24 protein-coding genes and 4 pseudogenes are annotated in these 26,430 nt (G+C 49.1%); 19 read left to right on the forward strand and 9 right to left on the reverse strand.

The features are described 5' to 3' along the window. Positions 1–80 precede the first annotated feature (80 nt). From JCM10914_RS03195 to JCM10914_RS29165, 12 genes and pseudogenes are all read left to right on the forward strand, one after another. Positions 81–953 carry a 3-hydroxyacyl-CoA dehydrogenase family protein gene (locus JCM10914_RS03195; RefSeq protein ID WP_023957323.1) on the forward strand — a complete coding sequence of 291 codons (873 nt, stop codon included), beginning with the start codon at positions 81–83 and terminating at the stop codon, positions 951–953. Next, positions 950–2,158, forward strand: a complete 1,209-nt coding sequence (locus JCM10914_RS03200) for an acetate/propionate family kinase (protein WP_023957325.1) — start codon at positions 950–952, stop codon at positions 2,156–2,158. The genes JCM10914_RS03195 and JCM10914_RS03200 overlap by 4 nt, the downstream gene beginning before the upstream one ends. A 29-nt stretch (positions 2,159–2,187) precedes the next feature. Next, the gene (gene asnS / locus JCM10914_RS03205; RefSeq protein WP_023957327.1) at positions 2,188–3,483 is read left to right on the forward strand and encodes an asparagine--tRNA ligase; all 1,296 of its coding nucleotides are present in this window, start codon (positions 2,188–2,190) and stop codon (positions 3,481–3,483) included. 24 nt (positions 3,484–3,507) lie between these two features. Then, positions 3,508–4,241: pseudogene (locus JCM10914_RS03210) on the forward strand (DnaD domain-containing protein). 158 nt (positions 4,242–4,399) lie between these two features. Next, positions 4,400–5,086, forward strand: coding sequence for an HAD family hydrolase (locus tag JCM10914_RS03215; RefSeq protein ID WP_023957332.1), 687 nt, complete (start codon positions 4,400–4,402; stop codon positions 5,084–5,086). A gap of 37 nt (positions 5,087–5,123) precedes the next feature. Further along, positions 5,124–5,780: an HAD family hydrolase gene (locus JCM10914_RS03220; protein ID WP_023957334.1), complete on the forward strand. Its 657-nt coding sequence runs from the start codon at positions 5,124–5,126 to the stop codon at positions 5,778–5,780. A 293-nt stretch (positions 5,781–6,073) separates the two neighbouring features. Then, a complete protein-coding gene (locus JCM10914_RS03225) occupies positions 6,074–6,343 on the forward strand; it encodes a CD3324 family protein (RefSeq protein WP_023957336.1) in 270 nt (89 codons plus the stop codon). Between the two features lie 196 nt (positions 6,344–6,539). Next, positions 6,540–7,574 (forward strand): phosphotransferase enzyme family protein, encoded by a 1,035-nt coding sequence (locus JCM10914_RS03230; protein WP_036716907.1) that lies wholly within the window; start codon positions 6,540–6,542, stop codon positions 7,572–7,574. Between the two features lie 266 nt (positions 7,575–7,840). Next, positions 7,841–8,416 (forward strand): RNA polymerase sigma factor, encoded by a 576-nt coding sequence (locus JCM10914_RS03235; RefSeq protein ID WP_023957341.1) that lies wholly within the window; start codon positions 7,841–7,843, stop codon positions 8,414–8,416. Beyond that, on the forward strand, positions 8,413–8,871 hold the full coding sequence (locus tag JCM10914_RS03240) for a hypothetical protein (RefSeq protein ID WP_023957342.1): 459 nt from the start codon (positions 8,413–8,415) through the stop codon (positions 8,869–8,871). The genes JCM10914_RS03235 and JCM10914_RS03240 overlap by 4 nt, the downstream gene beginning before the upstream one ends. Positions 8,872–8,903: 32 nt before the next feature. Beyond that, the gene (locus JCM10914_RS03245; RefSeq protein ID WP_023957344.1) at positions 8,904–9,980 is read left to right on the forward strand and encodes a hypothetical protein; all 1,077 of its coding nucleotides are present in this window, start codon (positions 8,904–8,906) and stop codon (positions 9,978–9,980) included. 48 nt (positions 9,981–10,028) lie between these two features. Further along, complete coding sequence (locus JCM10914_RS29165) at positions 10,029–10,184, forward strand: hypothetical protein (RefSeq protein ID WP_023957346.1); 156 nt, start codon at positions 10,029–10,031, stop codon at positions 10,182–10,184. Between the two features lie 33 nt (positions 10,185–10,217). On the opposite strand, the gene JCM10914_RS03250 is transcribed toward JCM10914_RS29165, so the two are convergent. From JCM10914_RS03250 to JCM10914_RS03285, 8 genes are all read right to left on the reverse strand, one after another. Further along, positions 10,218–10,511 carry an SdpI family protein gene (locus tag JCM10914_RS03250; RefSeq protein ID WP_023957348.1) on the reverse strand — a complete coding sequence of 98 codons (294 nt, stop codon included), beginning with the start codon at positions 10,509–10,511 and terminating at the stop codon, positions 10,218–10,220. Positions 10,512–10,632: 121 nt separating this feature from the next. Beyond that, positions 10,633–11,301 (reverse strand): methylthioribulose 1-phosphate dehydratase, encoded by a 669-nt coding sequence (locus JCM10914_RS03255; RefSeq protein WP_023957351.1) that lies wholly within the window; start codon positions 11,299–11,301, stop codon positions 10,633–10,635. 1 nt (position 11,302) lies between these two features. Continuing rightward, positions 11,303–11,983 (reverse strand): 2-hydroxy-3-keto-5-methylthiopentenyl-1-phosphate phosphatase, encoded by a 681-nt coding sequence (locus JCM10914_RS03260; RefSeq protein ID WP_023957353.1) that lies wholly within the window; start codon positions 11,981–11,983, stop codon positions 11,303–11,305. Further along, positions 11,980–13,194, reverse strand: a complete 1,215-nt coding sequence (locus JCM10914_RS03265; RefSeq protein WP_023957355.1) for a 2,3-diketo-5-methylthiopentyl-1-phosphate enolase — start codon at positions 13,192–13,194, stop codon at positions 11,980–11,982. Before JCM10914_RS03265 ends, JCM10914_RS03260 begins: the two co-directional genes overlap by 4 nt. Beyond that, positions 13,191–14,060 (reverse strand): pyrroline-5-carboxylate reductase, encoded by an 870-nt coding sequence (proC, locus tag JCM10914_RS03270; protein WP_023957357.1) that lies wholly within the window; start codon positions 14,058–14,060, stop codon positions 13,191–13,193. The genes JCM10914_RS03265 and proC overlap by 4 nt, the downstream gene beginning before the upstream one ends. Before the next feature lie 31 nt (positions 14,061–14,091). Further along, positions 14,092–15,339, reverse strand: coding sequence for a glutamate-5-semialdehyde dehydrogenase (locus JCM10914_RS03275; protein ID WP_023957359.1), 1,248 nt, complete (start codon positions 15,337–15,339; stop codon positions 14,092–14,094). A gap of 12 nt (positions 15,340–15,351) precedes the next feature. After that, a complete protein-coding gene (gene proB / locus JCM10914_RS03280) occupies positions 15,352–16,455 on the reverse strand; it encodes a glutamate 5-kinase (RefSeq protein WP_036716828.1) in 1,104 nt (367 codons plus the stop codon). Between the two features lie 345 nt (positions 16,456–16,800). Further along, positions 16,801–17,994 carry a pyridoxal phosphate-dependent aminotransferase gene (locus JCM10914_RS03285; protein WP_036716829.1) on the reverse strand — a complete coding sequence of 398 codons (1,194 nt, stop codon included), beginning with the start codon at positions 17,992–17,994 and terminating at the stop codon, positions 16,801–16,803. A gap of 181 nt (positions 17,995–18,175) precedes the next feature. Between JCM10914_RS03285 and JCM10914_RS03290 the strand changes: the two are divergent. Both JCM10914_RS03290 and JCM10914_RS03295 read left to right on the forward strand, forming a co-directional pair. Next, positions 18,176–18,981 (forward strand): annotated as a pseudogene (locus tag JCM10914_RS03290) (carbon-nitrogen family hydrolase). Between the two features lie 104 nt (positions 18,982–19,085). Further along, complete coding sequence (locus tag JCM10914_RS03295; protein WP_023957364.1) at positions 19,086–19,274, forward strand: hypothetical protein; 189 nt, start codon at positions 19,086–19,088, stop codon at positions 19,272–19,274. A gap of 62 nt (positions 19,275–19,336) precedes the next feature. Here the strand turns inward: JCM10914_RS03295 and JCM10914_RS03300 are convergent, their stop codons facing one another. After that, positions 19,337–20,269: a LysR family transcriptional regulator gene (locus JCM10914_RS03300; protein WP_023957365.1), complete on the reverse strand. Its 933-nt coding sequence runs from the start codon at positions 20,267–20,269 to the stop codon at positions 19,337–19,339. A gap of 128 nt (positions 20,270–20,397) precedes the next feature. Here JCM10914_RS03300 and leuC point away from each other — a divergent pair. The 5 genes and pseudogenes from leuC to JCM10914_RS03325 all read left to right on the forward strand — a co-directional run bounded on the left by leuC (position 20,398) and on the right by JCM10914_RS03325 (position 26,423). Continuing rightward, positions 20,398–21,821 (forward strand): annotated as a pseudogene (gene leuC / locus JCM10914_RS03305) (3-isopropylmalate dehydratase large subunit). Positions 21,822–21,842: 21 nt separating this feature from the next. After that, the gene (leuD, locus tag JCM10914_RS03310) at positions 21,843–22,445 is read left to right on the forward strand and encodes a 3-isopropylmalate dehydratase small subunit (protein ID WP_023957368.1); all 603 of its coding nucleotides are present in this window, start codon (positions 21,843–21,845) and stop codon (positions 22,443–22,445) included. Between the two features lie 240 nt (positions 22,446–22,685). After that, positions 22,686–24,125 (forward strand): N-acetylmuramoyl-L-alanine amidase family protein, encoded by a 1,440-nt coding sequence (locus tag JCM10914_RS03315; RefSeq protein WP_023957369.1) that lies wholly within the window; start codon positions 22,686–22,688, stop codon positions 24,123–24,125. 41 nt (positions 24,126–24,166) lie between these two features. Continuing rightward, positions 24,167–24,840: pseudogene (locus JCM10914_RS03320) on the forward strand (GerMN domain-containing protein). Positions 24,841–25,040: 200 nt separating this feature from the next. After that, complete coding sequence (locus tag JCM10914_RS03325; RefSeq protein WP_023957372.1) at positions 25,041–26,423, forward strand: N-acetylmuramoyl-L-alanine amidase family protein; 1,383 nt, start codon at positions 25,041–25,043, stop codon at positions 26,421–26,423. Positions 26,424–26,430 lie beyond the last annotated feature (7 nt).

Below are 26,430 nucleotides of genomic sequence, written 5' to 3' on the forward strand. Positions count from 1 at the left end.
ACCTTGTGCTCTTTAAATGTATTTTTCGACAAACAGGGTACTATATAGTATAGAGATAAGGAAAGGGTGGAGTAGAAACAATGTACTTCAAAACTATCGGCGTTGTCGGCGGCGGGACTATGGGGCAAGGAATCGCAGAGATGCTTGCTGCCAAAGGGCTCGATGTGCTGCTCGTAGAGAAAACACCTGAGAAATTGGACTATTCATACCGAATGATCGAGGCCAGTCTCGATAAACAGCTGGAGAAGTGGGGAATTACCCAAGCCGAGAAGAAACTCATACTGAACCGAATCCAAAAAGCCACTCATTTCGCCGAGCTTAGCGCATGCGATATGGTGATTGAGACGATTATAGAAGACCTGGATGCGAAGAAGGAAATATTCGAACAGCTTGATCAAGTCTGTGCCAGTAACGTTATTTTGGCCAGCAACACCTCCACGCTGAGTTTGACGGAGCTTGCAAGTTCCACCAAATATCCCGAGCGTGTTATTGGCATGCACTTTATTCATCCGGTATCCAAGGTGGACCTGGTCGAGATCATTCGTGGATTGAAGACATCGGATCAAACATTCTCGGAAACGAAGCGTTTCGTGGAAGAGGTCTCTGACAAAAAAGGGATCATGGTGTATGAATCTCCAGGTTTCGTGACGACCCGCATGATCACATTGTTGATCAATGAAGCGATGCATCTGCTGCAAGAGGGTGTTGCATCCGCCGAGGATATTGACGATGCGATGCGGATCGGATACAACTTCCAGCATGGACCGCTGGAGATGGCGGATCGTTTCGGATTGGATTCGATTCTGGCTGCACTTGAGCGTATGTTCCGTGAGTATGGCGAATTGAAATACCGTCCCTCCATCGTCTTGAAGAAGCTGGTACGTGCAGGTCAGCTTGGCGTGAAGACAGGAGAAGGCTTCTTTAAATACGATAAGGACGGTGATCGTCTATGAATATTCTAGTCATTAATGCAGGTAGTTCTTCGTTGAAATATCAGCTATACGATATGACCGATGAATCTGTTCTAGCTAAAGGCTTGGTTGAACGTATCGGTATGGATTCCTCCATCCTGACACACAAACCGACGGGTAAACAGGAAGTAACCGAGGTCAGCGAAATCCTGGAACACACAACGGCGATTCGCAAAGTGCTCGGCGTGCTGACCAACGAGGAGCATGGTGTGATTGATTCGGTTGCCAGCATCGATGCGGTAGGACACCGAGTCGTGCACGGAGGAGAGTCATTCAAAGAATCGGCACTGGTTGACAGTGATGCCAAGGCAGAAATTCGTCGCCTGTTTGATCTGGCACCTCTCCACAATCCAGCCTCCATGATGGGAATTAAGGCCACGGAGACGAATATGCCGGACGTGCCACAGGTCGTTGTATTTGATACGGCGTTTCATCAAACGATGCCGGAAAAATCATATTTATACGCCATTCCAAGGGTTCTCTATAGTAAGTATAAAGTCCGTCGTTACGGTGCCCACGGTACATCACACGCCTTCGTAAGCCAGGCTGCTGCCGAGTTTCTAAACCGCCCGCTGGACGAGCTTAAGATCATCACGTGCCATATCGGTAACGGCGCTTCCCTGACGGCTGTTCAAGGCGGGAAATCCGTTGACACCTCCATGGGTATGACGCCGCTGGAAGGTCTTATGATGGGGACTCGCAGCGGCGATCTGGACCCCGCGATCGTTCCTTTTGTTATGAACAAAGAAGAGCTGACGGTTAACGAAGTGAACTCTATGCTGAACAAGCACAGCGGATTGCTTGCCATTTCGGGTATCAGCAGTGATATGCGTGAGATTACGGAGGGCATGCAGAAGGGAGACGCGAGCTCAACCTTGGCATTTGAGATGTATGAATATCGTGTTCGCAAATACATCGGTGCATACGCGGCAGCAATGAACGGTGTTGACGTGATCGTATTCACAGCAGGCGTAGGCGAAAATTCAGTCGTGCTCAGACAAAGAGTACTTGAGCAGCTTACCTATCTCGGAGTAGAATTGGATGAGGAGCTGAACCAGATTCGTTCCGGCGAACCACGCCGTATTTCTACAAGCAATTCCAAGGTAGAAGTGCTAATCATTCCGACGAATGAGGAATTGGTTATCGCACGTGATACGCATCGAATCGTACAAGCTTCTAGTCGTTAAATAGCAGTGATAAAGGGAGAGATTTAAGCATGGCCACCAAAAGTGTGATTCGCCAAGTAAGCCAGCACGTCGGTGAGACGGTAACGATCGGCGCTTGGATCAATAACAAGCGTTCCAGCGGCAAGATTCAATTCTTGCAGCTTCGAGACGGATCGGGCTATATTCAAGGCGTAGTTGTCAAAAGCGAAGTTGCGGAGCAAGTATGGGAAGACGCGAAGAGCTTGACGCAAGAAAGCTCGCTCTATGTAACTGGCGTCATTCGTGAGGAACCACGCAGTCAATCAGGATTTGAGATGACCGTAACCGGCATTGAGATCATCCACCTGACCGAGAACTATCCAATTACACCGAAGGAACATGGTGTTGATTATTTGATGGACCATCGCCATCTGTGGCTGCGCACCCAGAAGCAGCGCGCGATCATGGTTATCCGTGCCGAAATTATTCGAGCCGTGCAAGAATACTTTGATACGAACGGATTCACGTTAGTCGATCCGCCGATCCTCACGCCGACTTCTGCAGAAGGAACCACGAATTTGTTCCACACGAAGTATTTCGACGAGGATGCCTATCTGACGCAAAGCGGACAGCTGTATTTGGAAGCCGCGGCGATGGCACTCGGTAAAGTATATTCGTTCGGACCGACATTCCGTGCGGAGAAGTCCAAGACGCGGCGCCATCTGATCGAGTTCTGGATGATTGAGCCTGAGATGGCCTTCACGGACCACGAGGAGAGCCTTCAGGTACAGGAGCAGTTCATTAGTCATGTGGTTCAGTCCGTCGTTAAGAACTGCCGTCAGGAGCTTGAGACGATTGGCCGCGATATTTCCAAACTGGAAGCGATTCAAGCGCCATTCCCACGGATTACGTATGATGAGGCGATTGATTTCCTGCATACACAGGATTTCGATATACCATGGGGAGAAGATTTCGGTGCACCACACGAAACGGCAATCGCCGAGAAGTACGACAAGCCGGTTTTTATTACCCATTATCCGGCAGGCATTAAGTCATTCTACATGAAACCGGACCCGAATCGTCCAGAAGTCGTACTGTGCGCGGATATGATTGCACCTGAAGGATATGGCGAGATCATCGGCGGCTCTCAGCGGATTGACGATCCGCAGCTGCTTGAAGAGCGATTCAAAGAACATAACTTGTCACTGGAAACGTATCAGTGGTATATGGATCTGCGTAAATACGGCACGGTTCCTCATTCGGGCTTCGGTCTGGGCCTGGAACGCACGGTGGCTTGGATCTGCGGACTGGATCATGTGCGCGAGACGATTCCGTTCCCACGTACCCTGTACCGCTTGTATCCTTAAGCTGTGAGAAGAGGCGAGTCCAATATGGACCATAATTCCGTAAGCCCTGGCATGGCGGATTGGGAATCCGGTGCAGCAGCAGGGATGAGTCAAGGGATGGCCGTTGTTCCCTATACACTGTTGCGGCACTATCGATCCTTAAATTTGGATAGCAGCGAATGCATGCTGCTCGTGCATCTGTTAGGCTTCCAGCAGGTTGAGCGCAAGGACTTTCCCTCGCTCGAAGAGCTTCAGCACGTGACGGGCAACTCAGCTGAAGGCATCGCGATGACTTTGCAGAAGCTGATCAAGCTCGGACTGCTCGGTATCGATGAGCATGTGGATGAAGTGCAAGGGATTAGTTATGAGCGCTACAATCTTAGTGGACTGTATGCGAAACTTGGCGGATGTGTGGCTACCGGAATTAGCAGTGAATCGTCTGCACCCGGTGAAATCAAGCAGGCGCTTGCTCACAGCAAGTCTTCCAAACCAGCTCATTCATCGACATCTGTTAAAGAAGAGCGAAATCTGTTCACGATCTTCGAGAAGGAATTTGGCAGACCGCTGTCCCCGATGGAGCTGGAGACGATATCCGGCTGGTTGATGCGGACAAATACCTTGATGAGCTGATCCTGCTTGCATTGAAGGAAGCCGTATTCGCGGGAAAACTGCATTTTCGTTACATCGACCGCATCTTGCTCGAATGGAGCCGCAATCGCGTGCGTACCGCGGCAGATGCGAAAGCTTATACGCAAAAATTTAGGAACATGGGAAGATAGAAGGAAAGCACGTCCAATTTGGACGTGCTTTTTCGTTATCGATAAGTCGACTCGTGTAATATAAATATGGTATGGCGGTGCTCAGGTTATCCTTGCACCGTCATTTTGTTGTATTATAGTACCAAAAGACCATGAGGTCGGATGCGAGGGGAACGGCCGTGACTTACAAAGCCATTATTTTCGATTTGGACAATACTTTACTGGATTACACGTTAAGTGAACGGACTTGTATGCAGCAGGCGCTGGAACAGTACCGTCTGCACGAGGAGATGACGTGGGATGAATTTTGGGAGACGTTCGGTCCGATCAACTTTGCGTACTGGATGAATAGAAATGAGCGTAAGCACAGCATTCGGGAGGTGCTGGAGCATTCTTTTACCGATACGTTCGTGCAATTGAAGCGGGATTTTAACCAGAGCCGGGACATCACGGAAACGTACTGGCAGCTTTTCTGCTGCTCCAACCACATGGAGCCGGGGGCAGATCAACTCTTGAAGGAACTGCACGGTCGCCACGCCCTTGGCGTGATCTCGAACGGGATCGGAGAGGCCCAGCGCAAGCGACTGGCCGCCGGCGGCTTGTCCTCCTACTTCGATACATTGGTTATTTCCGATGAAGTGGCATGCTGGAAGCCCGATCCCCTCATTTTTCAGATGGCCCTTAAGGAGCTCGATGCAGAGCCGGAAGAGGTGCTGTATGTGGGCGATTCGTTGACCGATGATTACGTCGGAGCCAAGCGGGCAGGGATTGATTTTTGTTTGTACAACCGTTTGGACCAGTCATTGAACGACTGTAAGCCGACCTATATCGTTCAGGAGCTACTGGAACTTCGGGAATTGCTATAGCATTAGGCAAACGTTTCACGATTGGGGGAGAAATCGGATGAATTACCAGCACATTTTGTTGGATTTGGACGGAACGTTAACAGACCCGCGCGAGGGCATTACCAAGTCCGTACAATACGCACTGGGCAAGCACGGCATCGTGGAAGAGGATCTGTCCAAGCTGGAATGCTTTATCGGGCCGCCGCTGCAGGTTACCTTCGCTGAGATCTATGAATTCAATGAAGAGAAGGCCTGGCATGCGGTCCAGAGCTACCGGGAATATTTTAAAGAGACGGGTTTATTCGAGAATGAAGTGTATGCGGGGATACGTGAAGTTCTCGATCTTCTAAAATCCCAGGGCAAGCTGCTATATGTGGCAACGTCCAAGCCTATGGTATTCGCACAGCGTATTCTGGAGCATTTTGAGCTGGAATCGTATTTCACGATGGTATGCGGCAGCGAATTAGATGGATCGAGATCGGACAAAACGGACGTCATTCAACATGTTCTCGATACGTATCAGCTTGATCCGTCCCAATGCGTCATGGTCGGCGATCGCAAGCATGATCTGATTGGGGCTCATAACTGCAAGATGGATTCCATCGCCGTCGGGTATGGATATGGTTCGGAAGACGAGCTTAGCGCATGCAAGCCAACCATCTTCGTTCAAACTGTTGAGGAACTTAGACAATCCTTTGTCACTGTTGCAGTCTGATAGGACATGCTGCGCAACTTTCATGACGGTCTGTATAAATGTACTTCATATTGGATATCCGTTATAATGTTGATAATCAGTCGGAACAGTATTTCGTAGGAAAGGGGGGAACGGCATGATCAAGGGAAGATTGACGAAGAGCTCTATGCAAGGTCTATACGATAAACAACGGCGGTTGTTTGCATGGAGCGATAGCAAGGGTACCGCCTAATTTTCCTCAATGACAGAGGACGTTTATCTAATGGACTTTGCATCCTTAAAACCTTACTTTCATTTTAAGGAGCAGAGCGACCATGAAATATATAAACGCGGATATTGTTCTTCCGGAAGAACTACTGAAGGAAGTTCAGAAATATGTACAGGGCGGGATGGTGTACATCCCGAAGCCTGAAGGGTTGCGCAAGAAATGGGGAGAAAACTCCGGCAGCCGGGTCTACTTGAAGCAGAGAAACGCCGACATCCGGCAAAAGTTCGCCTCGGGTTCGACGATTGATCAGTTGTCTGCCCAGTTCTGTTTATCTTGCGATTCCATTAAGAAAATCGTTTATACCAAAAATAAGTAATGCAAAGTCACATTAGATGATGATTCTGATGTGACTTTTTTTCGTGTTGTATCGGGTGGTTTCTACCTCGCAGGTGAGGCTATGTGGCACATTTTCATGATGTATAAAATTTAACTCAATTCAATTATTATATAGGATGTGAGTCCGTTTGCCCCGTATAATGACCATGATATTCATGCAGATGGCAGGGGATAAGATGATGGATTTATTTCGATTTGAAACGGAAACACAAAGACATGACTTGCTTAGTAGAGCTAAGAGAATCGCTTCATCCGCACTTGACCGATATGACCTGGAATGGCAGCACATCGAATTTATCGGCTTATCAGATACCGTCACATATCAAATCAAAACATCCAGCGGGAAAATGTATCTACTGCGAATTCATTCAGATCAACGAAGTAAGGAAGAGATTGACTCCGAGCTTCAATTTCTGGACTTCCTTGTGACCAAGGGTCTACATGTACCAAGAGGAATCACTGCACGGGATGGCTCCCAAGTACAGCAGACCGATACGGAGGAGGGATTCCAAGCTCCTTACGTCACATTGATGAGCTGGATGGACGGTGAGCATGCCAAAGGGAGAATTACAGAGGATCAGGCTTATCATATAGGCGAAATGATTGGTAAGCTTCATGAAGCGGCGTCGGGCTTTAGGGAGCCACCTGATTTTAGAAGGCCGACATGGGATGAGAACAGCTATAAGATTGCTCTTAACAAATTAGAAAAAAACGCTGGGACCTTCTTATCCGATCAAGCATGGGCTATGTATCAACAAGCATCAGACAAAGTGATCGCCAAGCTTGCCACCATACAGGAAAACGAAGTATCATTCGGCCTCATTCATGCGGATCTACACCTTGGCAATATCGTATTCCAAGATGATTGTCCTTATCCGATCGATTTCGATCGATGCGGTTACGGTTACTATCTGTACGATTTGGTGGCGGTCATGATGGGGCTTAACCCAAACCTTCGCTTGAAAGTGATGGAAGGGTATGAGCGTGTGCTGCAATTGGATGACAATCATGTTCAGTACTTGGAGGACTTTTTCATCATGACATTGATGGAGAATTATAGCCATCATTCGTCCAATCCGAACGAAACGGAAGGGCTGAAGGCTGAACAGATCTATGCGCTCGCTTATATACAGGAGTACCTTGAAGGGAGATCATTCTTGCTTGACAAGATAACACCGTTAGATGAAAAGAATGACCTAATGATCAGTTGAACTCTTATCTGGCTCAGAGTATCATGAAGGTAGCAGACATGTTTCGGTATGATGGTGTGGCTTTAGTCATAGGAACGCAAGGACTTCTCCCTGGTCATTGTTTTACATATTGTGTGATGAATATTTTGTTCGTCCTGAGTGGGATGATATTGTAAAAATGAATGCTTTGAACCGAAATCATATGGATGAAGAGCGTCGGGAGGCGTTCTTTTTTATTTTTTTATGAAAAAGTGCAGGGGTATTCGTAAGGACGAGCGTCTAATGATATGGGGAAGGAGGGGAGAGTTATTGATGCAGAAACGTTAATCGCACGCATCCTGCAAGGAGAGCAAGAAGCTTTCCGGGAACTGGTGAACGCGTATAGTCAACATGTGTTTCATACGGTGTACTCGGTGCTGCGGGATGCCAAAGAAGCGGAAGATGCGTCACAGGAAGTGTTTATTCAAGTATATAAAGCTCTCCCCCAGTACCGATCCGAAGGATTTAAGACATGGATTACGCGTATCGCCTTGAATAAGGCTATTGATATGAAAAGGAAGCTTTCCCGTAAGCCGCCTGAGCAGCAGCCTGGCGAAGAACAAGACGTACTGGATAAACTCCCTTCCCGGGACGAAGATGTGGTCGCTGTGCTCATACATAAGGAGCGCCGCGAAGCATTGCGTGCAAGAATCGATCAACTCCCGAACAATCACCGGGAGATCATAACCGCCTTTTACTTGGAAGAGAAAAATTATGAGCAGATTGCCGCTGAATTGAACGTTACGATCAAGACAGTCGAATCGAAATTGTACCGTGCCAGACAGTGGATTCGAAGTTCATGGAAGGAGGAGGAGTGGAGATGAATCGAGATCATCATGATGAGATGCAACGGATTCAGATGTTTATACGCGGAGAGGGAACCACGGCGGAAAGATCGGAATTCGAAGAACGATTGCTTCACGATGATTATGTGCTGGAGCTCTACATGCAAGTACTGGCCGAGGTGGATCACGAACTGCCCGAACTGCAAGATCCCGAAACATTTGCCGCAGAATTGGTGGAGCATGAGGATATTCAGCCTTATCGAAGTAACGTAACGACCCTCAGTCCACAGCGTTCGAAGCGTTGGTATGAGCGTCCAATGTTCCATTATACGATTGCGGCTTCCATAACGCTGCTGTTTATGTTTACCGGGGCGTTTGATCGACTTCTTCCAGCGGAAATTGAACAAGTAGTAGCCGTTAAGGAAGCTCCTTCCTACAGTGAACAATTGATGCAAAAAACAACAGGCTGGCTCGACCAGCTACTGTCAAAATAAGCGAAGTGATGTTGAAGAAAGGAAGATGTCCAGTGCAACCGCAGCGCAACAAAGGCCTTGCCTTTTTACTAAATATTCTCCCGGGGTTAGGTCATTATTATTGGGGGAGGAAGGGACGGGCGTTATTATATCCCACCTTATTCTTCGGAAGTCTGTTCGGCGGCTTTTTGCTCGCCATCATGGCAGGTAGCGAACCTCTGTTCATACTGGGTATACTAGGCGCCCTATTCATCTGGGGAATCAGCATGCTCGATTTGTTGATCGCCTTGATCCGGTATCAGCCGGTGTCCTACGTGCATGATGAATTCGGTATCCCGCGCGAAGTACGCTATGACAAAAGCGATGAACAGGAACGGTTCTATACGATTCTGCTCTCTTTCATTCCGGGTCTGGGGCATTTCCAACTGGGCTTGATGCAGCGTGGACTGTCATTTCTGATTGCGTTCTTCGGTCTGGGGACGATCTTGTTGTTCCTCACCGGTCTGACCAATGAATCGGTATTCTTGCTATTTCTCGGTTTGCTGCCGATTATCTGGCTGTATTGCATGTTTGACGTGGTACAGTTGGTTCATCGCAAACAGGCTGGCGAGCTTCTTCTGGACCGGACCCTGTTCGATGAGCTGGAGAGTGGAAGGGAAAGCGGGCGCCGTAGTAAAGTGTTTGCTACTTTGTTATCCGCGTTCCCAGGAGCGGGTCAGATGTATCTAGGGCTGCAGAAGCGCGGTCTGCAATTAATGGTTCTGTTTCTGGGCAGCATTTACGTGCTCGACGTGTTGAAGCTGTCGTTGTTCCTGTTCCTGATTCCACTGATTTGGTTTTATGCATTCTTTGATGGTTTACAGCAGGTAAGCCGGTACGGCCGTGAGCCGCTGCGAGATGTGCCGATCATCGAAGGGTTAAGTTATCAACAGCGCTGGCTGGGGCTTGGATTGATCGTGCTGGGCATCTATTTTGTATTTACTAGTGTGATCATGCCGTACATTGATACGATGTTCCCTGATATACACCTCAATTATCTTATATCCTATCTGAAGACAGTCGTGGTTGCGGTACTGTTGATCGGCGGCGGCATCCAATTAATGAGAGGTTCAAAGAAACGCTCGTTGTGACTAGTGTGCAAGCTGTGACTGATCAATGAAGGAGTAGGGGGAAACCACGTGGTTAAAAACTTGTACTATTTACTGTATATTGCTCTATTCGTCGGAACGTGCCTGTTCATGGTGCATACCTATGCTTCGCCTGTGCTTTCCGATCCCGGATCGGAGCCGCGTATCTCAATCATGGAGCAAGACCCACAGCAGAAGCGTTTCTAATGCAAAAAAAACATGTAGGACGACAAAAGTCGCCTACATGTTTTTTAATTTTTGCTCCACCATGATGTAAATGAGAACAAAGACAACGATAGTAACGACACCCGTCGTCATAAAGCTTCCCGAGATTCTGGCGATAAGCAGCAGAATAACGCCAAAGATCATAAGCAGTAAACTGACATAAGCGTTCGCCACTTTAAAGGTTCGTTCATTTCTCGTGGAAGAGGTCGTCTTGTAAGCATAGAAACTGCTTATGGATTTGGGTGGAAACAGAAACAGCACCAACCCGTACAAGACGAACACGGTACCAATGGCCAGACTTTCAAGCACAACGTCACACCTTTCATATGGATAACTCTCGACTCATACAAGCCGTCTCTGCGGGGAAGGATGGTTCCAAACCCAAAAGAGACGAAAAAGAGTCGTACAGGTATAGGCTATATTCAGGTTCTTACAGAGATCCGTGAGCGGAGCCGGCTGCGTTCAAGAGTAGGCGACGGTAGGAATATTCAAATATGAATTCGAAAGCTTCAAGGTGTTTTTTGGCTTCGAAAGCATTTTTTCCCCAAGCGTAAATGCCATGATTACGCAACAGTATACCCGGTACGGCAGGGTCGAGTGCGTCTGGAACCAGCTCCGCAATCTTCGGAATATCGGCATAATTCGGTAAGATTGGAATTCGGATCGAGGCATCCTCTTCCCAGATGTTAAAGGCTTTGATCAATTCGATGCCTTGAGCATGGACATAACCCTGTTCACCATAATACTCACTGATAAGATTGTTGTCGATCGTATGGACATGGAAGATCGCGCCACAGCCGGTCTTGCGATAAATTTCGCAATGGATTAGCGTCTCCGCGCTTGGCTTCAGTGCCGTTGACTCGCACGGAGCGCCGTTCTGATCCACGAAGAGATAATCTTCCGGGGTATGCACGGATTTATCTTTACCGCTGGCGGTGACGGCGAAATAGAACGCCTCAGGCGTGTAGTCGCCTACACGGACCGACAGATTACCGCTCGTACCGGGGAACCAGTTGCGCGACGCAAACAATTCCTTGGTTGCTTTAAGATCAGCAAGCGCTGCTTGCTTCTGTTCCAATAGAATATCGGTGAAAGCCATGTTACAGTACCCCCTGTTTCTGCTTGTCCTGCATGTCACTTTGTATATCCGTAAACGTCTCGAATGGGACGTGGAATACCCCGAGCTGCTCGCACTGTTTAGTTAGGCTTGAACGCGAGTAAACAAGGTCTGCTTGCTTCGCACCTTCAAAATCGGTCAGACTGTCACCGATCAGGATTCGATAGTATTGATCGCTTGGAAAACGGTCCATAACGGTCACTTTGCACATGCCGCAATCGTTCTGGCATTTGGCATGACAAGGATGAGGCCAGGTGATCTCAATGGCGTCGCCATCAAATGTGCTGCCGTTGCAGAAGATGTGATCCTCCGGTATGTCGAACGGCGCAAGAATAGGTTCCACGAAGAAATCAATGCCACCGCTGGTGACATAGAACTCGATACCCTCTGTTCTCAAGTAATCCAGAAAGGCAGCAAATCCTTCGCGAATGCCCGCGGTTTGGAGCACGAACTTCGTAATCTCCTCCCGCTTGGAGGAAGGAAAGAGGGCGAACATGCGGCCGACGCCTTCCCTGATGGAAATTTGTCTATCCAGTGTATCTTGCATGATGTTCTCAAAGCCATCTGGTTTAAAGTGTTTCATAATGGCTACGATGTTGTCGTTGTTCGTAATAGTTCCGTCAAAATCGCAGAAGATGATCGGCTGTTTCTCTCTTGATGTCATACTTCTCCTCCCCAAGTGTCCAGTGCAGTTCTCAGTTCTTCATGTTCCTGCGCATAGTCTGCCAGTGGTACGGACTTCATGGTTGCTTCGATGGCTTGTACGAATGCGTTACCGCCAGCCTCTGTTCCCATCGGATGTCCATGGATACCGCCGCCGGCATTGACTACGACATCGGTGCCGAAGTCCCGAATGATGCGCGGGACGAGCCCTGGATGAATCCCGGCCGACGGAACCGGCATACTGCGCGCAACGCCTAATTTAGCGCTGTGCAGCTCGTCGCGGATTGCCAGATTTTCTTCTCTTGGCATCGTGACCGAGCCATAAGGCGACGGGAATAGCACGAGATCCGCGCCGGCTAAACGCATCAGTTGTCCCAAGAGGACGGGGGCGGATATGCCATAGTGCGGTGATGGATAAATCGCACCGGCCAGGGCAGGATGAGCTGCTATCGGCACGGTAATCTCCGGGTCGGAGCTTAGCTCCTGCAAAACATCATATCCGTAGGACAAGACATTGAAGAGCAAAGCGTTCGCACCGGCATCAATCGCCCGTAAAGCCTGCTCCCGCAGCTGCGAGGTTCGGCCGGTCAGATTAGTGGCATACAACAGCTTCTTGCCGGTCTTCTGTTCCACTTCTGCGGCTGCTTGCATGCAAAGACTTACGCGCTTCTCAATCGGAGTTAAGTCATTCTCGAACAGAATCTCGTCATCCTTGATCAGATCCACGCCGCCAAGGGCCTGGCGAATGAATTGAGCGCGAAGTTCGTCTGCATTCAATCCAATAACGGATTTGAAGATGCTCATTAATAGTGGGCGATCGTGGACACCGAGAAGCGTTCTGACGCCGTCAATCCCAAACTTCGGACCGGGAAAGGATGTAAGAAAGTCTTTGGATAATTCAAGGTCGGTCAACTTGATCCGGCCGTCCATCGAGATTTTACCGAATACCGTAACAAGCAGCGCGGGAATGTCACGGCTGAAATTAACATCAGGATAAGCGATGCGAACGTCCGCGTAACGGCTGCCCGGCTCCCAGCCTTCATTGACCTGAATATCCACGACCTCGCCCAGATGCTTTTGCATGGATTCCCGCTTGGTCTGCGGAAGCTCGGTCCAGCTGCCAACGGTCATACCCACTGCGATCGAAGTTGCTTTTTTGTGGAAATCGACTTGGTCATCATAGATTCGATAAGTTGCAATACAACGATTCATGAGATCTGCTCCTTTAGCATCGCGCCCATTTCCTTTGAGCGTTCTGCGCATCGGTTAACGGCCGCGATGACCGTCTCAAAGAAATCCCCTTGATCCAGCGTTTCCAGTGCCGCTTGGGTTGAGCCGTTCGGCGAGGTGATCTTGGCCCGTAAGGTTGCCGGCGACTCACCTGTCTGCTGGACCATACGAGCAGCACCAAGTATCGTCTGAAGTGTCAGATCATGGCTTTGTTCCGGCGTGAGTCCACCGCGGATACCGGCTGCGGTCATTGCTTCCATCATGTAGTAGAAATAAGCAGGACCGCTGCCGGAAATGCCGGTCAGTATATCCATTTTCTCTTCTTCGATAACGGTCACATTGCCAACGGCTTCGAATAAGGTAAGCACGAGTTGACGATGTTCATCGCTGATTCCTTTGGAGAAGGAGATGCCGGTTGAACCGAGTCCGATGGACGCCGACGTATTGGGCATCGTACGGGCCAGCGGTTGCTCATTACCGAGTAAGGTGTGCGTCGTATAAATGGACAATCCCGCGATCACCGAGATAATCAGTTGATCCGCCGATAACAAGGGCCCCAATTCTTTCAGCGCCTTGGCTGCATCCTTCGGTTTCATCGCCAGTACGATCACAGGCGAGGATTTGAGAATCTCGATTTTGGCCGGTTCATTATTGCTGATACGCACACCGTATCGTTCGCTTAATTCCACGAGACGATCGGTATTGCTGCGGTTTAACATCGTAATATGCTCCGGGAGCACGACAGAACGGCTAATTAAGCCCCGTACGATGGCCTCTGCCATAGAGCCTGCACCATAGAAGGTGATCTCTTTGTCAATTAGAGGTCTGTTCTGAGGGGAATGACACATCGTTGTTTCCTCCTTCAAGGATGGATTAGGTTTATTCGCGTATTTGACCACTACCGATAATAACATATTTGGATGAAGTAAGCGCTGGCAGCCCCATAGGGCCACGTGCATGCAGCTTTTGTGTACTAATGCCGATCTCGGCGCCAAAGCCGAATTCAAAGCCGTCGGTAAAACGGGTAGATGCGTTATGATAAACCGCTGCGGCGTCGACCTCTTGGAGAAAACGCTTGGCATTGCCTTGATTCTCCGTAACGATACACTCCGAATGCTGCGTACCATACTTGGCAATATGTGCTAAGGCCTGGTCCAGATCATCGACGATGATGACGTTTAGAATATAGTCATTATACTCGGTGGCATAGTCCTCGGTCGAACTTGGGGTAACCCAGGGTACATACTGAAGGGTGCGGCTGCACCCGCGCAGTTCCACGTTCCGCTCTCTAAAGACGCCAGCCAAGTCGGCCAAATGCTGCTCGGCATAGTGTTGGTGAATGATTAAGGTTTCCATCGAATTGCAGACGGATGGCCTTTGGACTTTGGCATTCAAGGCGATGGCAGTTGCCATGGCTGGAGAGGCTGATTCATCCAAATACGTGTGGCAGATGCCTGCACCCGTTTCGATAACAGGAACCGTCGCGTTCATGACCACGTTCTGAATGAGCGAACTTCCTCCGCGGGGAATAATCACGTCAAGCAAGCCGTTTAGCTTCAGCATTTCGTCCACAGAAGAACGGTTAGGGTCCTCGATCAGTTGCAGTGCTTCTTTAGGCAAGGTCGTCTCTTCCATAGCCTCATGCAGGACCTCGATAATCTTACGGTTGGAGGAGAGGGCGGAGGAACCTCCCCTTAAGACGACGGCATTACCTGTCTTCAGGCATAGTCCGGCTGCATCAACGGTCACATTCGGACGCGCTTCATAGATAATGCCGATTACACCAAGTGGCACACGTTTCTTGACGATTTGTAATCCGTTCGGCCGCTCCAACGACTCGAGGGTATCGCCAATCGGATCAGGAAGTGTTGCGATTTGACGCAATCCTTCCGCTATGTCCGCTATGCGGGTTGCATTTAACGCGAGTCGGTCCAGCAAGGAATCCGAAGTTCCGTTCTCCCTCCCTCGTTGAAGATCTTGTGCGTTGGCCTCTATGATGTCGGATGTGCGGCGGATGAGTGCGTCCGCCATCTTGAAGAGTGCTTGATTCTTCTCCTCGGTACTCCGGTTGGCGAGATGGGAAGCTGCATTTTTAGCTAGTTGTGCTTTGATTTGAACTTCACTCATGATCGTTCCTCCTTATTTTAAAGTAATCCATTCGTCGCGGTGAATGACTTCCAAGCGGTTGACTTCACCGATCATGCCGATAACCTGGCTGCTCGGGAGTCCGATTACGGATTGCAACTGGTCCTCGTCATAATTCACAATCCCTCTTCCGAGTCGTTCGTTATGGCTATTCATAACCTCTACGACATCCCCCGCGTGAAAGCTCCCTTCGATTCGTTTGATGCCGACGGGGAGCAGGCTGTGCCCGCCGTGCAGCAGCGCTTCTTCTGCGCCTGGATCGACCACGATCCGCCCGAGGGGAGACGACATGAAGCCAAGCCATTGTTTTTTCATCGGGAGGGAGGAGAGCTGCGTGGCGAAGTATGTTCCGCTCCCGGCCTGTTGTAATACCTTCATCATGTCTCCTGGTTCGTTGACTCTTCCGATAAAGACGGGAACTCCGCCGCGTGTGGCGATTTTGGCTGCATCGATTTTGGAGCGCATGCCGCCAGTGCCGACATCAGAACCGGCACCGCCTGCCATTCTGTAGATCTCGTCGGTAATCTCGAGAATCTCTTCGTATTTGACGGCGTCCGGCGATTTACGCGGATCTGCGGTATAAAGGCCATCCATGTCCGTTAGTATGATCAATTGCTGGGCTCGCACCATATTCGCGACGAGCGCGGACAGGGTATCGTTATCCCCGAATTTCAACTCATCGACGGAGACGGTATCATTCTCGTTAATGATCGGAATGACACCAAGCTTCAACAGTTCCTGAATCGTCATATTGGCGTTATTCATTCGTTTGCGGTTGGCGAAATCAGATCTGGTCAGCAATATTTGCGCAGCAGTCAGCCGATGGGCAGCCAGGGCGTTCTGGTAAGCTCTCATTAGCAGCGCCTGGCCTAGTGCGGCTGCCGCTTGCTTCTCATGCAGCAGCTTCGGTCTGCTGGCGTAGCCAATCTCTCGAAACCCCGCAGCTACCGCACCGGAAGTCACCAACAGCACCTCGTGGCCCTGCGCGCGAAGAAGTGCCAGTTCCCCGGCAAAAAACAGGATCGACTCCATACTTAATCCGCCTTCATCTGTCGTGAGGGAACTGCTGCCGATTTTGACGACGATACGAGAACTCATGGTCATCACTTCCTTTATGTACAAAATAATAAAAAAACTCCCGTCCTTAATAATAAAAGGACGAAAGTTAGCTTCCGCGGTACCACCTTTGTTGATGAGTGTAGACTCATCCGGCTTTAGCCCTGTAACAGAAGGCACTGTCCTGCGATGCAGGCCGCTCGGGGGTAGGGTTCGGAAAGAGGCATTGCGGCGAATTCTCTCAGCCCATGGAATTCGCTCTCTGATACTTCGCGCCGTAATCTTTCGTACTGGTCCCGTCTCAACGTTTGGAGTAATAACGATACACAATTCAATTTTCTACAGCAAGAATATCATATCACTGCCTTTTTTACAAAAGGAAAAAGGTCATTTAAACAGGTTCAGCTTGCCGATGCGATAGGCGGCTTCACGCATTCGTTCCTCGTCGCTAAGCAGGCCGATACGGACATAGCCCTCGCCGTGATGACCAAAGCCGATACCGGGCGCGACGGCGACCTTCGCTTCCTCTAGCAGTAAATCGGCAAAGGAAACGGAGGTAAATCCTTGCGGAACCGGCAGCCAGCTGAAGAACGAACCCGCGGGTTTTTGGGCGTCCCAACCGATTTCAGCGAGCGAACCGAAGAAGGCGTCTCGTCTTGACTGATATTTGGCGACCAGATCGTGGACACAGTCCTGCGAGGAAGTTAGTGCAGTTGCAGCCGCTGCCTGAATTCCACCGAAGAGGCTTACGTAAATATGATCTTGCAGCATATTGATCAAGGAAATGATGTTGGAGTTGCCCAGAGCAAAGCCAACTCGCCATCCGGCCATGTTGTAGGTTTTGGACAGGGTATAGAATTCAATGCCGATCTCTTTGGCTCCCTCTGCCTGCAAGAAGCTTACAGGGCGAGCTCCGTCAAAGCCGATGGCGCCGTAGGCGAAATCACTCGCAACGACAATGCCATTCTCGGCTGCAAAGTTGACCGTGTCCTTATAAAAGGATATCGGCGCTACCGCAGAGGTAGGGTTGTTCGGGTAATTCAGAAACATCAGCTTGGCTTTATCCCGATCGGCTTGTGATATCGCATCGTAATCCGGCAAGAAACGATTCGTTTCAAGCAGCGGCATGAACTTCATTTCTGCACGGGCCAGTGCAACGCCTGACCAATAATCCGGATATCCCGGATCGGGTACAAGACAGACATCCCCGGGGTTCAGCAGAATTTGCGGCAATTGAACCAGCCCTGTCTTGCCTCCGAACAGAATGGCTACCTCGGTTTCTGGATCGAGATCCACGTCGTAATCTTCTTTATAACGCTGTGCCACGGCTTCCTTCAGAAAATGGAAGCCTGTAAACGGTGAATACTTGTGATATAACGGGTTGTCGGCTGCTTCTTTCAAACTTGCCACGATATGAGGCGGTGTCGGTTGATCTGGATTGCCTTGTCCAAGATTGATAACATCATGCCCAGAGCCTATCTGTCGGTTGACCTTGGATACCAAGGTCGCAAAAAATTGCGTTGGCAGCTGGGGCATTAAGTCAGACGGTTCTATGTGGAAATGGTCAAATGTGCGGCTCATTATAAATTCATCACTCCGGTTATCTAAATGGCATGTTGAAGTAGGACTTCATCACAATTAGGATTAATTTAACACGATTTATCAGGGGTGTATAGAGGGTAATAGAGCATGAGAGTTGCGGCGTCAGGCCTCTGGAGGCTATGATATCGACAAGGAGAAACATTAACGGGAGGTCATGCTAATGACAGACAGAGCGAACCAGCAGCAAATCGCACTCATCCAGGCTTATATTGAAATAGGCGATGTAGAGGCTAATATGAAGAGAATGATGGAATTGATGGAGAAAGCAGCGTCGGCGGAACATAAGCCCGATGTGATCATACTCCCGGAGATGTGGAATACAGCTATGCTTTGGATCAAATTCAGAAGCTTGCCGATCCTGATGGCAGAGAAACATCCCGGTTGCTTAGCGATTTTGCCAGTAAACACGAAATCCAGGTCGTCGGCGGCTCGGTGGCGGAAAGAATCGGAGATCGCATCTACAACAGCATGTATGTGTTCAATCGGAAGGGAGAGCAGATTGCCAAGTATTCCAAAATGCATCTCTTCCGCTTGATGGATGAGGAGAAGCATCTTCATGCCGGGGAAGAGTGCGTCACCTTCGAGCTGGATCATATGACAGCGGGAGCATCGATATGCTATGACATCCGTTTTCCGGAATTGTCACGCACCCTGGCCCTTGGCGGTGCCCAGGTATTATTCGTGCCTGCGCAATGGCCAAATCCACGGCTCCACCATTGGAGAACGCTGCTGCTATCTCGGGCGATTGAAAATCAAATGTACGTTGTAGCTTGTAATCGGGTCGGTACTAGCGGGGAGACCAGTTTCTTCGGTCATTCCATGATCATCGATCCTTGGGGCGACGTCGTGGCAGAAGGTGGCGAGGAAGAGATGATCCTGACCGGTACGCTGGATTGCAGTTTGCCCGTCGATGTAAGAGGCCGGATTCCGGTATTTGAAGACCGCAGGCCGAACCTTTACTTTTAGAATGCAGGCGACGCTGACGGTTGTATGTTCTTCAAAATATGAAGTTTCATATTTTCAGTGACGGGTATACTATGGGTAATCCGTCAGAGAGGAGGCTATACAATATGTCAGATAAGAACCATAACCAGAATAGCCAAAACAATGAGCAGGAGTTAGAGCAGAAGGATCAGTTCCGAAGCTTTGTCGAGAACGTATCCGGCGGCAACAACAGCAAAAACGAGTCGATCAAGGATCAATCGCATATGTCGGATGATCAGAACCGGATGATTGATTCACATAATCTGCGCAAGTAAAGCTTGGTACAAGCAAAAAGAGGTTATGCCGCGGCGATCAGCCAGGCATGACCTCTTTTTATTCAATGATCCCCTATGCTCTCAACGACCAGTTTGTCCATCACTTGTTTGAAAGTGTCGATGAAAGCATCGGCGGCCTTCGAGAGATACCGGCCATTACGATAAGCAACGACCAGCGTTCGGCTCGGTACCGGTTCAGCAAAAGGTAGATAGACGGGAATAAACTCGCTTCGTCTGGCTCTAGCAATGAATCGGGGTACGAGTGTAACGCCCATCCCTGTGGCTACCAGCGATTGCAACGTCTCAATATTGTTGCTCTCAAATACGACATTGGGTTCAAAACCAGCCTCACGGCAAATGTCGAACGTCAGCTTGCGAAAGCCCTGGCCTTTTTTGAGGACAACAAAAGCTTCATTCTTGATCTCTTCGATCGTTATCGGCTGAATGGGGTCAGCTTCTGCTCGCTTTGCCAAAGGATGATGTGGCGGAACCGCGAGATCAATTATTTCTTCTCCGATTGGAATCCAGGACAGAGAAGGTTCGGTGAGAGGAAGCGCGAGCAGGCTTAGATCCGCCTTGCCGCTGGCGGTAAGCTTCTCCAGGTTCATGGAGGAGTCTTCCAGCAGGGTTATCTCGATGTCGGGGTAACCGTGCGTAAAGGCTGGAAGGACCCTTGGCAGCAGATGTGACCCTGTTATCGGCATGCTGCCGACAACAACTTTGCCCTTGCGAAGCTGGGATATGTCAGACATTTCCTGCTTCAACTGCTCGACAGCGTCCATAATTTTCTGAGCGTGCTCCACGAAGCTGGATCCAGCATGGGTAAGCTCTACCGAACTGGTGTTACGTTGAAACAACAGCACGCCAAGTTCCTTCTCCAGCTTGGACAGCTGTTGACTCAGGGAAGGCTGGGCGATATGAAGCTTCTCGGCAGCACGGGAGAAGTTCTTGTCAGTTGCAATTTGCAGGGTATATTGTAGTTGTCTTAGTTCCATTTCCAGATCACTCCGTTATAGTTGAATCCTATTACATCTATAGATATTATATCTTGGAACAATGAAGATTCAAATGTTATATTACAGTTAACGTAATAATGGACGTAATGAACAATGGGGTGATAATGATGAGTAAAAAAACGATGTTCGAAAAAATTTGGGATAACCACGTGATTCATCAGGAAGAAGGCAAGCCAGGAATTTTGTATATTGACCTGCATCTGGTTCACGAAGTAACGTCTCCACAGGCGTTCGAAGGTTTGCGTCTGAGTGGCCGCAAGGTCCGTCGTCCTGAGCTTACTTTTGCTACCATGGACCATAATGTACCGACAAAGGATCGTTTTAACATCACAGATCCGATCTCGAAGCAGCAAATCGACACCCTGACCAAGAACTGTCAGGATTTTGGTGTTACTTTGTATGATCTGGATACGATTGATCAAGGTGTTGTACACGTTATGGGTCCTGAGCTTGGATTGACTCACCCAGGTAAGACGATTGTGTGCGGCGACAGCATACTTCGACACACGGCGCATTTGGTGCCCTGGCATTCGGAATTGGTACCAGTGAGGTTGAGCATGTTATGGCTACCCAATGCTTGCAGCAAGCGAAAGCGAAGACGATGGAGGTTCGCTTTTTCGGCGACCGGAATCCTGGCGTAACGGCCAAGGATATGATTCTGGGTGTTATCGCTAAATACGGTACGGATTTCGCGACGGGCTATGTCATTGAGTATACCGGTGAAGCGATCCGTAACCTCTCCATGGAAGAGCGGATGACGGTATGTAATATGTCGATTGAAGGTGGAGCAAGAGCCGGGATGATCGCACCGGATGAAACAACGTTCGAATATTTGCGTGGGCGTCAGTACGTACCGCAAAGTGAAGGATATGATGCTGCTGTTGCTGCTTGGAAAGAGCTCGTGACGGATGAAGGCGCTGAATTTGATATCGTACTTGAGTTCGATGTTGAAACCTTGATTCCTCAAGTAACTTGGGGTACGAGTCCAGGAATGGGTACGGATATTTCCGCTAGCGTACCGAATCCGGCAAACTTCAAAACGGAGAACGAACGCAAAGCAGCTGAGAAAGCGCTGGAGTATATGGCGCTTGTACCAGGTACACCGATCTCCGAAATTCCGATCGATTATGTGTTCATCGGTTCCTGTACGAACGGACGCATCGAGGATCTGCGTGCAGCGGCTTCGGTTGCCAAAGGCCATAAAGTATCAGATCGAGTCACGGCCATCGTTGTACCAGGTTCGGGACGCGTGAAGATTCAGGCGGAGAAGGAAGGTCTGGATAAGATCTTCACGGAAGCCGGATTTGAATGGCGTGAAGCGGGATGCAGCATGTGTCTTGCGATGAATCCGGATGTGCTGAAGCCGGGACAGCGCTGTGCTTCTACGTCCAACCGTAACTTCGAAGGACGTCAAGGACGTGGCGGAAGAACGCATCTGGTGTCTCCTGCAATGGCTGCAGCAGCAGCCGTCAAAGGCCATTTTGTAGATGTTCGTGATTGGAATTTTGTTGCAGAAGAAGTAGTGAGCTAAGAAGGACGGAGGAGAACTAATATGCAAGCATTTACGAAATTAAACGGACTTGTGGCGCCGGTCGACCGCGTCAACGTAGATACCGATGCGATTATACCGAAGCAATTCTTGAAACGGATTGAGCGTACCGGCTTCGGCCAGTTCTTATTCTATGAATGGAGATTCGACGAGGAAGGCGGCAATATCGATAGTTTCTCGCTGAATCAGCCGCGATATCAAGGCTCTTCCATTCTGATATCGCGTGCGAATTTCGGCTGCGGCTCTTCGCGTGAGCATGCACCGTGGGCAATTCTTGACTATGGTTTCCGTGTGGTCATTGCTCCTTCGTTCGCGGATATTTTCTACAACAACTGTTTCAAGAACGGAATCCTGCCGATTAAACTGTCCGAAGAGCAGGTGGATGAGTTGTTTCAGCGTACGGAGTCCAATGAAGGCTATCAATTGAATGTTGATCTTGAGAACAAGACCATCACGGACGAACAAGGACTGCGCATTGATTTCGACCTTGATGAACATCGCCGTCAATTCCTGTTGCAAGGCCTTGATGATATCGGTTTGACACTGCAGCATGAGAGTGCTATAGATGCTTACGAGCAGAAGCATGCAGATCGTCTGTTCGCTTAATCTAGCGGTTCTAAATTTTAAAAGATTACAACTTTATTAAACTTCCATTTCCTGTGTAGGAAATGGAAGTTTTTTTTGGTATTATGGAATATATATGAAATCATTGCCGTGGTTGCCCGTTTAATGTCAGTATTTGTCCCGGCCTTCAAATGCCGGAATACTGATTTACATATTTTGAGTACGTCCATATTTACTAGATTTGCACGACAAATTCAATCATGGGATGATCGAGGTGGATTCATGAAGAAGTTAGGTTTGGTAATGATGTTGATGGTATTCTTGCTGGTGTTTCCGAAAGTGGGCGAGGCTGATTCTTCCGGCGCTGCCATTTATCTGGACGGAGAGCAATTGAGCTTGGCGTCGGATGTTCAGGTTGCCAATATCAAGGGCAACGTGATGATTCCGATTCGTGTCGTCTCTGAAAATCTCGGCTTTGACGTAAAATGGGACAAGGCCAACTTGTCGGTTACGGTCAAGAATAGTGAGAAATTGGTGCGCATGGTCGTTAACAGTCTGCAAGCTGAGCTAAACGGTGAGGCCGTGGAACTGAATCTGGCACCTGTGCTGAAGTCCAATACGACGCTTGTACCTCTTCGCTTTGTGAGTGAGCAGATGGGGCTTGATGTCAAATGGGACAATCAGAAGAAGGCCGTATTTCTGACCTCATCGATCCCACCTGCTCCTGACGTCGAAATCGACCCGGAGCATGGGGAAAATCCGGACAATGTGCCGACGACACCGCCTGTCGCAGGCCAATCCTCGCTGACCGGGATCAGTTTTAACTCCAATCAACTGATGATTGCTACTGAAGGAAATGTGGTCCCGAATATTTTCAGCGTTGCGGGACCTGAACGCATCGTAATTGATTTGCCGAACACGGTGTTCTCAGAACAGTTCCTTATGGGACATGCGTTGAATGTGCAGAGCAGCGGAGAGATTGCCGTAGCGGATTATCCGGACGTCACGAGAATTCGTTATGCTCTATTTAGTGAGAATCCTTCGACGATTCGTATCGTGTTAGATCTGACAGCATCCAAACATTACCAAGTTACGAATGAGAATGGGTTAACTACGATCGATCTGAATGCAACCGGTGAGGATGTAACCACACCACCGCTCGTTCCGCCGGTCTCTGGGGGTGGCAAGAAAACCGTTGTCATCGATGCAGGTCACGGTGGAAGTCAACCAGGAGCAGTCAGCCCATCAGGCAAGCAGGAGAAGGTGCTTAATCTGAGCATTGCTTTGAAGGTGGAGGCGCTGCTTAGGAAAGAAAGCAATATTAATGTTGTGATGACCCGCAATGATGATGCTACACTCGGACTGAGCGACCGTGTCAAAGTCGCCAACTCGATCAATGCCGATATTTTCGTATCGATTCATGGGAACAGTAGTACTTCCTCTAGTCCGAATGGAACAGAAACCTATTATACTCGTGATGCAAGTAAACCATTGGCGAACGTAATTCATAAACATCTGGCTAAGGCAACGGGACTTGCGGATCGTGGGGTTAAATACAGCAGCCTCCACGTAACAAGAGAGACGAAGATGCCAGCGGTCCTGCTCGAGATTGGCTTCCTTAGCAATAAGGGTGATGAAGCCCAGTTGTTTAAGGACGAATTTCAGAATCGTGTTGCACAAGGTATTGTAGCGGGTATTAAAGAATATCTTAAAGTACCGTAATGTGTACAAGATGGCATGAAACTTAGAGGGGGACATACACGATGAACAAGAAATATTGGATGACAGGATTACTAGCTGTACTGCTGGCGTTTAGTGCCGGTTGCGGTCAGAAGCTACTGCTGCCCCGGCCGATCAAGGGATCGAAAGTCCTGCAGGACAGTCAGACGAGGTTGCGGAGCCATCCGATGAGCCAATTGCTGATCCGGCGATCAATGACGATGAGGATGTAGTGGATACAGGAGACACCGCGAAAGCGGCTCAGAACGCGGCAGGTACGGAAACGACCTCTGCTTCCGGTGATACAGAAGTGGAACAGGCTCAAGAAGCCACCATTAAAGTCTACTATACAGATCCTGAAATTATGGAACTGAAAGAGTCGAATACATCGATTAAGTATACAGACGAAGAGGATAAGTTCAAGCAAGCTTTTGCTGGGCTGCAAATGAGCAGTGAAGCAGACTTGAATCCGCTCTGGTCAGACGAGATCACCTTGAACTCAATTTCGTTTGATCAAGGCGCACTGACCTTGGATATAACGAAACCGGCCGAGGCTAACCTCGGAGCTGGGGGAGAGATGTTCGCCATTGAAGCATTGCAGAAGACTTTCTTCCAATTCGATGAGGTGAAGTCACTGGAATTGTTGGTGGAAGGTCAGCAAATCGAGTCATTGATGGGTCATGTTGAGCTTGAGCATCCGATGACTAGAGGCGAGTAACTTACGAGATACCTGATTCATTTCGCATTAATAGAAGAAATCCTATTTCGATTGTCGAAGTAGGATTTTTTTTGATGAAAAGGTAACAAAATCGCAACTTTCATGTCCTCTTCACGTCTATAGGTTGTCAGGTAATGTCGGACAGGCCGAGTGCAGAAACGCCAATCTATGGCAGAATAATAGGATGGTAGGGGTGAAGGATGAAGAAGTTCGGTTTTTTATTGTTTCTGGTTGTCATCATGATTGCGTTTCCTAAAACGGCGGATGCGAGTTCGTACAGCGCAAAGATTTATTTGGATGGGCAACAAGTCAATCTGTCATCAGGCGTTAAGGTGGAAAACAACAACGGTACAGTCATGGTGCCTATTCGCGTGGTGTCCGAGAATCTCGGATTCCAGGTGAACTGGAGCAAGGCAACCCAAACGGTAACGGTCCATGGCGGCTCCCAGCAAGTGAAGATGGTCATTGGCAGCCGTAATGCCGACATTAACGGGCAACAGGTACAAATGGTTACAGCGCCGGTGCTGCGCGGTGGAACGACACTAGTTCCAATCCGTTTCGTCAGCGAACAAATGGGGCTGCAAGTAAGATGGGACAACAATCAGAAGGCGGTTTACCTTACGTCATCGTCCGGTAACAACCCTGGCGATGGATCAGAGGTGAATCTGTCGACAATTGACGGTCTGAGCTTCAGCGAGAACCGACTTATGGTAGCTGTTAGCGGTAACGCAAAACCGAATGTTTCGAGATTAAGCAATCCAGACCGAATCGTGATCGATTTGCCTCATTCGGAGTTCTCCCAAACGTTCGGCAGTAATAACAATTACAACGAAACAACCAAGAGCGGACAGTTGACAGTGCAAGGGTATCCGGATGTAAGTTCCGTCCGTTATTCTCTCTTCAATAGCAACCCGATGACGGTACGGATCGTAATTGATCTGAATCATGCCAAAAATTATACGGTTTCAGGACTTGAGAACGGTTCGGGCATTCTGCTGGTTGATCTGAACACAGGCTCTACGCCTACGCCGGAACCGGGCACAGGCGGCAAAAAGCTGGTTGTTATTGATGCTGGACATGGCGCGCACGATCCGGGTGCGATCGGAGTAACGCAGAAGCGAGAGAAGGACTTTAATCTGGCAATGGCCTTAAAGGTTGAGAAGCTGTTAGCCAAGGAACCGAATATTGAAGTCGTCTTGACCCGCAGCAATGATACGTTCTTGGAACTTAAAGATCGGGCAAAAATTGCCAATGATCTAAAGGCGGATATATTCATATCCATTCATGCGAATAGCGGCCCTTCCTCTGCAAGCGGAACGGAAACGTATTATTATGATGATGCTAGCAAAGCACTTGCCAACGCGCTCCATAAGGAAATTGTGAATGCCATGGGACTGAGGGATCGCGGCGTGAAGTATGGCAACTTCCATGTCATTCGCGAGACGAAGATGGTAGGCGCACTCCTGGAGGTCGGCTTCCTAAGCAACAAAACCGACGAGAGCAAGTTATTCGATCCAGCTACACAGGATCGGGTAGCCCAGGCGATTGTTAGAGGCATCAAAAATTATCTGAATGTGAAATAACATAATA

This window comes from Paenibacillus sp. JCM 10914, from assembly GCF_001315105.1.
Taxonomy (GTDB): Bacteria; Bacillota; Bacilli; order Paenibacillales; family Paenibacillaceae; genus Paenibacillus_AQ.